Annotated in this window: 10 protein-coding genes; 1 reads left to right on the top strand and 9 read right to left on the bottom strand. The window is 37.5% G+C overall.

The features are described from left to right. A partial coding sequence (locus QZ620_RS12300; protein ID WP_295182103.1) for a thiol-disulfide oxidoreductase DCC family protein occupies window positions 1–411 on the bottom strand: 411 nt, incomplete at its 3' end. A gap of 2 nt (window positions 412–413) precedes the next feature. Further along, the gene (locus QZ620_RS12295; protein WP_295182100.1) at window positions 414–2,600 is read right to left on the bottom strand and encodes a DNA mismatch repair protein MutS; all 2,187 of its coding nucleotides are present in this window, start codon (window positions 2,598–2,600) and stop codon (window positions 414–416) included. Window positions 2,601–2,647: 47 nt separating this feature from the next. Here QZ620_RS12295 and QZ620_RS12290 point away from each other — a divergent pair, with 47 nt between their 5' ends. After that, window positions 2,648–3,313 (top strand): uracil-DNA glycosylase, encoded by a 666-nt coding sequence (locus QZ620_RS12290; protein ID WP_295182098.1) that lies wholly within the window; start codon window positions 2,648–2,650, stop codon window positions 3,311–3,313. 19 nt (window positions 3,314–3,332) lie between these two features. Here QZ620_RS12290 and QZ620_RS12285 read toward each other — a convergent pair whose 3' ends face one another. The 7 genes from QZ620_RS12285 to QZ620_RS12255 form a co-directional block, all read right to left on the bottom strand. Further along, window positions 3,333–3,899: a hypothetical protein gene (locus tag QZ620_RS12285; RefSeq protein ID WP_295182096.1), complete on the bottom strand. Its 567-nt coding sequence runs from the start codon at window positions 3,897–3,899 to the stop codon at window positions 3,333–3,335. 13 nt (window positions 3,900–3,912) lie between these two features. Then, a complete protein-coding gene (locus tag QZ620_RS12280; protein ID WP_295182094.1) occupies window positions 3,913–4,773 on the bottom strand; it encodes a substrate-binding domain-containing protein in 861 nt (286 codons plus the stop codon). Then, complete coding sequence (ppk1, locus tag QZ620_RS12275; protein WP_295182091.1) at window positions 4,766–6,823, bottom strand: polyphosphate kinase 1; 2,058 nt, start codon at window positions 6,821–6,823, stop codon at window positions 4,766–4,768. The genes QZ620_RS12280 and ppk1 overlap by 8 nt, the downstream gene beginning before the upstream one ends. Window positions 6,824–6,896: 73 nt before the next feature. Then, window positions 6,897–7,766, bottom strand: coding sequence for a nucleoside phosphorylase (locus QZ620_RS12270; RefSeq protein WP_295182087.1), 870 nt, complete (start codon window positions 7,764–7,766; stop codon window positions 6,897–6,899). A gap of 1 nt (window position 7,767) precedes the next feature. After that, a complete protein-coding gene (locus tag QZ620_RS12265; RefSeq protein WP_295182085.1) occupies window positions 7,768–8,697 on the bottom strand; it encodes a DUF1835 domain-containing protein in 930 nt (309 codons plus the stop codon). A gap of 27 nt (window positions 8,698–8,724) precedes the next feature. Continuing rightward, entirely contained in the window at window positions 8,725–9,081 is a 357-nt protein-coding gene (locus QZ620_RS12260; RefSeq protein ID WP_295182083.1) for a translation initiation factor, read from the bottom strand. A gap of 3 nt (window positions 9,082–9,084) precedes the next feature. Then, on the bottom strand, window positions 9,085–9,434 hold a 350-nt coding region (locus QZ620_RS12255), incomplete at its 5' end, for a 2OG-Fe(II) oxygenase family protein (RefSeq protein ID WP_295182081.1).

The following is a 9,434-nucleotide window of genomic DNA, read 5'->3' as shown; positions in this document are numbered from 1 at the left end:
ATCCAGAAACTTCGATTTTAGTTCGGGAGTAGGGATCATACAATTATCCTTTTTCCCGAACCATTTATATCGATTACTAGCTACGAGATCATAAATACTATCTCTCAAACCCTCAGGTAGAAATAAGAAGTTTTTCAGTAAAGAATATCCTCCATTGAGGTCTCTTGAGATTTCCAGGGCTGCAGTAGATTTTCTATAATATGCCACACCGGGTTCAATCAGCATAATAGAATCCAGATCTTCAGGATCAAAACCTCTTTCTTCAATAAGTCGTTTCCCGGTTTCACTTTGTAAGGATGCGAATCTAAACTTATCTTTACGGTCATGTTTTATAATGAACTGCACCGCGTTATTGCAAAGGTTACAAACGCCATCGAACAATATGATCTTATGTTTGGAAGTATTTTCCATAACTATTTCTTTTTAGCAGATTGTACGAGTTCAAGTTGAGCCATTCCAACCGAAGTGGTGAAAATACCATAATTCACCAGAGCTTTGTCTTTTTCTATATTATCGATCGTTCCAACTGCTTTTCCATCTTCAAGCCGAACACGATCGCCAATCTTTAATTTAGCTTTTGGTTTATTGGCTTCCTGCTTTTTTAATTGCGTTTCTTTTTTCTTCTCTTCCTTTTTCTTTTCCCGAATTGGTTCAATTCTTTTCTGAACCTCCTTTTTCAACTGTTCTTCTTTGTTTTTCTTGGCTTTAAGCTTCTTGGCACTTTCTTTTTTTCGTTTGGAATTTTCTATTTCCACTAGCTTTATAAATTCTCCAATAAGCTCTTTCTTTTTTTTATTGCTGAAGTATTTTTCACTTAGATCATTGACCTTCTGACCAAGATAGATCATTCGCTGATTGGTATCGTACAGTTCCTGATAGCTTTCCAATTTTTGCTGAATCCTGGAATTTGTTTCTTCCAGTTTTTCTTTTTCTGCTGCGGCCTTTTCTTCTTTGGTCTTAAGACTGTCGGTTGTTTTTCTAAGGTTAGAACGCTCCTTCTGAAGGTTGGCTATACTTCGATCAAATCTAATCTTACCACGCTCAACCTTCTTTTTGGAACGATTAATCAGGCTATATGGAATTCCGTTTTTCTGGGCAACTTCAAAGGTAAAGGAGCTTCCGGCTTCTCCAACCTGAAGTTTATAGATTGGTTCTAGCGTTTGATTATCGAACATCATATTCGCATTGCTCATCTCTGGCAATTCATTGGCCAGTTTCTTCAGGTTAGCGTAATGTGTTGTAAGTATTCCGAAGGATCCTTTTTCATAGAAAACCTCCAGAAATGTTTCAGCTAAAGCACCACCAAGTTCTGGGTCACTTCCCGTACCAAATTCGTCAATTAGAAACAATGTTTTGTCATCACATTTCCGCAGAAAGTAATTCATGTTTTTAAGTCGGTAGCTATACGTACTAAGGTGATTTTCGATAGATTGATTATCACCAATATCGGTAAGAACTTTGGAGAACAGGCACATTCTACTATACTCATGAACCGGAATAAGCATTCCGCTCTGGAGCATTACCTGCAAAAGTCCAACAGTTTTAAGAGTGATACTTTTACCACCCGCATTCGGACCTGAAATAACCATTATTCGGTTATCGGCGCCTAGTTCAATGCTCTGTGGATATGTTTTTTCGTTCTTTTTCTTATTATTCAGAAGTAATAGAGGGTGGTAGGCATCCTTCAGAAATAATTCTCTATCCTTAGTGATCTTTGGTAAGATTCCCTCGATCTTATATGCGTACTTGGCCTTCGCGGAGATCACATCCATTTCACTTAGAAGATCCTGGTGCTCTACCAGAACTTCACGATAGGGTCTGGTAAATTCTGTAAGTTCTTTTAAAATACGCTTAATCTCTTCCTTTTCCTCGTATTCTAAATTGTTAAGTTCCCGGGTGTATCGATGAGTAGCTTCCGGCTGAATATAAACAATACTGCCGGTTTTGGAATTCCCCATGATTCCACCTTTTACCTTACGGCGATACATAGATTTTACAGCGAGTACTCGCACATTCTCCACAACACTTTCTTTGATCTCGTCAAGATACCCATAACCGTTGTAAGTGGTTAAGGCTGAATTAAAACTTGTATTTATCTGGCCCTTCACTGCATTGATCGATCTTCGCAACTGTTGTAAATAGGTGGAAGCATCATCTTTCATTTCTCCAAACCTATCAATAACCGAATTGACCCTTTCTACAAGACTTAGGTCATATTCCAGATGCGAAACAGTTTCAGACAAAGCGGGATAGAGATGCTTATTTTTTCTGAAGAATTTCAGATGATTGTTCACCGTTTCATTCAATGAAGAAATCTTTCTGAAACCTCCAATTTCCAGAACCGACTCCTCTATAGCCAGTAATCGAAGCTCAGGTTGAATACTATCGAATCCGTGATTCGGGATCGCTTCATCCTGGGTTTTGGATTTAATAAATTCGTTGGTTTGATCGAGTCCAAAAACGGTCTTCTGAAAACTCGGGTATGGTTGGATCTTAAGAGCCTTATCTTTTCCCTGTCCTGTAATGCATAGTTCGCTAACCTGTGCGCATACTACCGGAAATTCCAAATCATCAAGACTCCTGGAACTAATTTTTATCATATCAATTTTTCCCTACATTTGAGGTTCTACAAAGTTACTCAATTCTCATGAACGTAAGAATAGATCAAAGCTGGAAAAAAGTTCTGAATGCTGAATTTGAAAAGGATTATTTTAAAAATTTAATCCAATATGTAAAAAAGGAATATACCGAGCATAAATGTTTTCCTCCAGGTAGTGAGATTTTCGCTGCTTTTGATCATTCGACTTTCGATAATACCAGGGTAGTTATCCTGGGTCAGGATCCATATCATGGAGTAGGGCAGGCGAATGGTTTGTGTTTTTCTGTTCGTGATAATGTCCAGATTCCTCCTTCGCTAATCAATATTTTTAAAGAGATCGAGACTGATTTGAATAAGCCTGCGCCTTCCAGCGGAAATCTCGAAAGATGGGCAGATCAAGGTGTACTTTTATTGAATGCAACCTTAAGCGTGAGAGCTCATCAGGCCGGTTCCCACCAAAATAAAGGCTGGGAAATTTTCACAGATGAAGTGATCAGGCTCATTTCCGAACAAAAAGAAAATGTTGTTTTTATACTTTGGGGTGGTTTTGCCAAGAAAAAATCCAAGCTAATCGATAGTTCGAAGCATCTAATTCTAACCAGTGGTCATCCATCACCTTTGAGCGCGAACAGAGGATACTGGTTTGGAAACAAACATTTTAGCAAAGCCAATGAGTATTTACAATCAAAAGGTAAAAATCCAATTAACTGGTAAGTGTACTCAATAATCATAATTAGAATCTATAACCCAGGTTAACCATAAACTGACCAACGATAGTTGGAGATTGGTCACTGAACAAATTTCTTCCAATACCACCGCTTAGGTCTAATAAAAAGCCTCCTTTAGATACAAATTTACCACCCAGACCGAATCCTATGGCGAAGTCGGTATAGTCATGATTGTCATAAATATACTCATCAATGCCTGCGTCGTAGTAATACCCATCTTCATATTCACCGTTGGATAACATTCCGAAACCATGAACATAAAAGCCACGGGCATATTTCGAACTAAAGAAATGCTTGTATTTACCGGTTAGAGAGAGCTCTTTGTAATAAGCATCATTTAAATAATCATCTTTAGTTGGATGGTAAAAAGCTTCGATCGCCCAGGTAGAATTTTCAGATATTATGCGTTCATAGGTAATATCCACAATACCGAAAGCAACAAGATTAAAAGCATTCAGGCTAAATTCCTGTTTTCCTAATTTCCTTGAATTTGCATTGGAAATACTGTCGTTGGTCTGGCTAAAACCCAGAGATGTAGCTGCTAAAAGCAAGCAGGTAAGTAAAAATTTCATTTGTAGAAGTAGATTATTTGGCCCTGAAATTATGAATTAATTCCTTATTATCTACTTTTTCGGAAATAAGTTTAAGTCTTTTTAAATAATCCTGAACTTCAGTTAGATCCTGATCGGCAATTTGCTGCTGACTCCAATGGGTAAGATCAAGCCATTTTCTGATATCTTCTAGTTTTTGACCATATCTCTCTGCCAGTTCAACATCTATATTTTTCTGAATTTTGAAATTGCTTGTTTCAGTATTTAGAACCTCCAGCATTCTTACAAGTTCGTCTGGTTTTTCATCGATTGCTTTTTGAGAAGCTGCTATCACAAAACAAGGCCATGGAGTAGGGCAGTCGGCAATAAGTCGGAAGGTATTATTGTCCACCAGAGGTTTTGTGGTGAAATGTTCCCACATAAAATACTGCGCATCATCCTGTCTCAAAGCCTCAATAGCTCCTTCCAGATTATGAACAATCTCAAATTTGAGTGAATCTGTATTCCATCCAACATGTTCAGCATTTACATAGGCCATTAGATGTGAGCCGCTTCCTTCACGGCTAATTGCAGCCTTTGTACCCTTGAGATCTTTGATGTTTTTAAAGGAAGATCTCCCATCAACATGAATTCCCCAAATAAGCGGACTTCCAATATAATTCTGAATGATCTTGCTTTGATTTCCATTTATGATGTCGCGACTTATACCTTCTGTTAGTATAACTGCTACGTCTATTTCCTCTTCCCGAAGCAAATTACACATCGCTCCTGTACCTTCCGGAACTTCTATCCACTCGAGGTCTATTCCTGCTTCTGTGAATTTGTTATTCTCTATACAGCGATGCCAGGGTAAATTAAAATGCTCCGGTACACCACCAACTTTGATCTTAGTCATTTGAATGCTTTTCTTTTAGATAATCATATATCGCATATTGCGAACGCACTGTTTTTTCATCATCATCCTTCTGAACATAGGTATTGGTTTCTTCCTTATCCTGAATACGAGCTTTCACATTATCCTTTAACTGAATATTCAGTATGTCCTTGAATTCGTTAAAAATATCTTCATCCAGCACTGGAGAGATGACTTCAATCCTGCGATCAAGATTACGACTCATCCAGTCTGCACTCCCATAGAACATTTTTTCATCACCCCCGTTTTCAAAAAGATAGATTCTACCATGTTCCAGAAAACGATCAACTACACTCGTAATATAAATATTTTCACTCATGCCTTTAACTCCTGGAATTAGACAGGTAAAACCGCGTATCAGCATTCTAATCTCCACACCCGCTTCGCTTGCCCTGTATAGTAACTCGATCATTTCCTCATCTTCAAGGCTGTTCATCTTGGCGGTAATTTTAGCTTTCTTACCATCTCTGGCATTTTCGATCTCGTTGTAGATCAACTTGGTGAATTCCTGTCTGGTAGAAAATGGAGAGATCAAAAGGTTCTTTTCTCTCGGGATGATCAGTTCACCTTCCAGCACTTTGAACAAGCGATCGAGTTCTTTAGTGATCAGTTTGTTTGCTGTAAAAATTGCATGATCGCAATAAATTTCAGAAGTCTCTGCATTGAAATTTCCGGTTCCAATATAAGCATATCGTACAGTTTCATTATTCTCCTGCCTTTTTACCAACATGATCTTGGAATGCACTTTCACCTTCGGAAAAGAATAGATCACATGAGCGCCTTTTTCTTCAAATTTCCTTCCCCAGCTAATATTGTTTTTCTCATCAAATCTCGCTTTGGCTTCAACAAAAACAGTAACATTCTTACCATTCTCCAGAGCCTGCATTAGGGAATTGGTCAGTTTGGACTCATCGGCTACCCGATAAAGAGAAATACTAATATCAGTAACCTTATCATCTGCCGCGGCCTGTTCTACAAATTTCTCAACATAATCAAAAGACATAAAAGGAAAATGCAGCGCCTGATCTTTCTCTAATATAGATTTAAAGTAATCATCACTTTTTTCCAAAGTTTTATGGGGTAGTGGAGGAAGCTTTTTAAAATGAAGATCCTTATTGCCACTTGGATCAGGGAAAGTAAAAAAGTCTTTAAAGTTATGATATTTCCCTCCAGGCATCATGTCGATTTTCCCTAATTTCAGAAGTTTCCTGATTTTTCTATGAACAGGATCTGGCATACTTGCATCATAAAGTAATCTTGTAGGCTGCCCATCTGTTCTTTGCTTTAAAGATTCATAGATCTTTTCTGCCAGTACGCCTTCATATATATCGTCGATATACAGTTCAGCATCTCTGGATAATTTAATTTCATAAATTCCTGTAATATCGCTTTCAGGAAAAATTTTAAACAATTGATGTCTTAGAATTTCATCTAAATAAGTGATTTGATGTTTTTCTGCTTCATCTTTAAAGGTCACGAATCGGCCACATTCTTCTACCGGTATATTGACAATGGCTAATTTATTTTCATCTTTAAAAGTAACCAGAAAATAAAGGATAGAATTTTTTAAAAATAGCTCATTTTCTTCATTCAGATTAACAAGTATTGGATCTAAATGTTGCTGAATGTTCTCTTTAAAATAATCTTCAGCAAAGGCCTTTTGCTTTTGATCGTAATGATCTGCCTCCAGTAAGAATATATTGTTCGCCGCTAGTTCCGGAATGATCTGTTTTTTATAGATATCACCAAACTGATTTTGTTGCTTTTTAACTTCTTCGATGATCTGTTTAGTGATCCTTGAAGGTTTGAGGGCTAGTTTTTTCCTGATACTTTTCTTCACCCTTTTCATCTGGCGTAATTGAGAAACACGTACGCGGAAATACTCATCCAGATTGGAAGAAAAAATTGCCAGGAATTTCATCCTTTCGTAAAGAGGATTTATCTTATCTGCAGCCTCTTGTAGAACCCTTTCGTTAAAACTCAACCAGTTTAGATCTCGGTGTCTAAAACGGTTTTCATTAGGTTGCGGCATGGACATTATTTTGTTTAACCAAAAATACAAAGTAAGCCCTGCAGAGCTTTTAATATATTGTTAAATAAGCTACTTAGGAAACTATCCTTTCCAGACAGTATTTAATAAGATTATCCACAAGTTTTTTAGGATCTACTGAAAATTCTCCAGTAGCTCTGTTCGCTAATACCGCATTCATAGAAACTGCATGATGTCCCAGTAGTTTCGACATCCCGTATATTCCTGAAGTTTCCATTTCAAGATTGGTAATAGACTTTCCATTAAAACTGAAGGCGGCGATATTTTGATTCATATCTGCTTCAGGAATAGAGTTCCGAAGTACTCTTCCCTGTGGACCATAGAAACCAATATTCGTGGCAGTAAAACCTTTGACAGTATCTTTAGATGAGAATTTCTCGATGAGTCGATTGCTTCCTTCGACTACATATGGATATGCTTTTTTAGAAGACCAGTTCGTTTGTTTAACAAATTCTTCAGCATAAGCAGCTTGCAGAAAACTATCACTTTCATAGAAATGCATAAGACCATCAAAGCCCATTGCGAGTTCACTTACCAGAAATGAATCTAATGCAATATCTTCTCTAATAGAACCGGTGGTACCAATTCTAATAATGTCCAAAGCTTTAAGATCGTTCTTAACTTCTTTTTTCTGCAGGTCGATATTGGCCAGTGCATCCAGTTCGGTTAAAGCGATATCAATATTATCGGTTCCCATTCCTGTAGACATCACGGTGATTCTTTTTCCATCCAGAAGACCAGTGTGAGTGCAGAACTCACGTTTCATTCTAGTGATCTCGATTTTATCAAAATAAGCACTAATTCTTTCTACTCTTGCCGGGTCACCAACGGTGATCACTGTATCTGCGATTTCATGAGGTAGTAAACCAAGGTGGTATATGGAACCGTCCTCATTGAGGATCAATTCTGAAGCTTTTAAACTCATTCTATAGTTTTAATAATCTGTTCAATTCAGGATCATAAAGGAAATCGAATTTTCGAACTCCCCCATAAACCTGTTCATTTAAAAGTTCACGATAGAAGTTCTTTTTTCCATTTAATACCTGAATTCCTTTTTCAGTAAGTTGTATTTTATTTTCGTTTTCAGAAAAGAACAGGGAGAGTCTGTCCAGTTTTCTTTGCATCTGGCTATCGCTATATCCATAATAGCCCTGATGCTGAAGAGCATATCCCAGCAGATGATTTCTACTGGTAATCTCTCTTGATTCTATAAGCTTTAAAATGTTTCTCTCAAGCGAGTTGATCCCTGTCTTACTATTTGGAAACCTTTCAATATGTGCTCTAATGCAGCTTGATAAATATTCAAAATTGGACTTGGTTTTGATCTGTGCTTTTAATTTCAAAGGATCATCACCACAATAAAGTTCCCAAATTAACAATGCAACTTCAATATCTTCAGAAGTTAATACAATGCTGTTTTCATAATGGTTCTTCAATTCTGAAATTGATAGCTGGCATAAGGGTTGAAACTCCTTCTCACCTTTGAGTTTTTTGCTACACACAAGATAAACGGGCATATCCATTCTCTTGTTCGCAAGAACCTGAATGGCAGCAAGCATATTAATATGGCAAAAAAGATCATACTCGAACCACAGATAGACCTTATCATAGTCATCCATAGCTTTCAGTCTTTCAACTTCAGAAATAAAACGTTCTTCATAATTTTCCGCAGAGATATCGTATGCCTTCAACAGGAATTTCTTGCGCATTTTGAAGAACTTGTCATTAAGCTTCCTGTTTGTAGGACCTTCACATAAAAGTTCACGCCATATAATCAATTCACCCGGTAAGTTTAGTTCCTGCATTTGTTCGGCTAAACCATCACCGTTCACTATATGTAAAGTCTTTTCGCTCATATTTGAGATATAAAAAACGTGCTGAAATTAACCTCCAACACGTTTAACCTGATATCCTTGTTTTTGCAGGATCTGCATTATTTTTTCACGATCATCACCCTGGATTATTATTTCTCCATCCTTGGTACTTCCGCCAACTCCACATTTTTTCTTCAGTAATTTTCCTAGTTTGACGAGTTCTTCTTCAGGACCCTGGTAATTTTTGATGATAGTCACCGTTTTACCGCCTCTTCCTTTATTACTGAAATGTGCTTCTAATTGCTGATCCTCTGAAGCGAGTTCTTCCTGGGAATCTCCGTTGGTATATGATGTTTCATCAAATTCATCATTGGTCGAAAATACGAAACCTCCCAGATCTTCCAGACCTAATTTCTTTTTCGCCATTATCTATTTTTTTAAGAGACCTATCTCTACAAGTCGCTGATGCAAAAATTCTCCTGCAGTAATATCTTCATATTGTTTTGGGTTATCTTCATCGATACATTCTTCAAGACAGTCTAGTCTCATATCACTTCGTGGGTGCATAAAGAAAGGAATGGAATATCTAGGTTTTCCCCATTGATCTTTTGGCGGATTCGTAACCCGGTGAATAGTAGAGCGAAGTTTGTTATTGGTATGTCTTTCCAGCATATCCCCAACATTGATCACTAATTCATCTTCCTGTGGAACGGCATCGATCCATTCACCATCCTTCCGAAGAACTTGCAGACCACCAGTAGATGCTCCCATCAAAAGAG

It is taken from the genome of uncultured Christiangramia sp. (assembly GCF_913046405.1).
In the GTDB taxonomy this organism is placed as follows: Bacteria; Bacteroidota; Bacteroidia; order Flavobacteriales; family Flavobacteriaceae; genus Christiangramia; species Christiangramia marina.
This window is presented reverse-complemented; position numbering and strand designations above follow the sequence as displayed.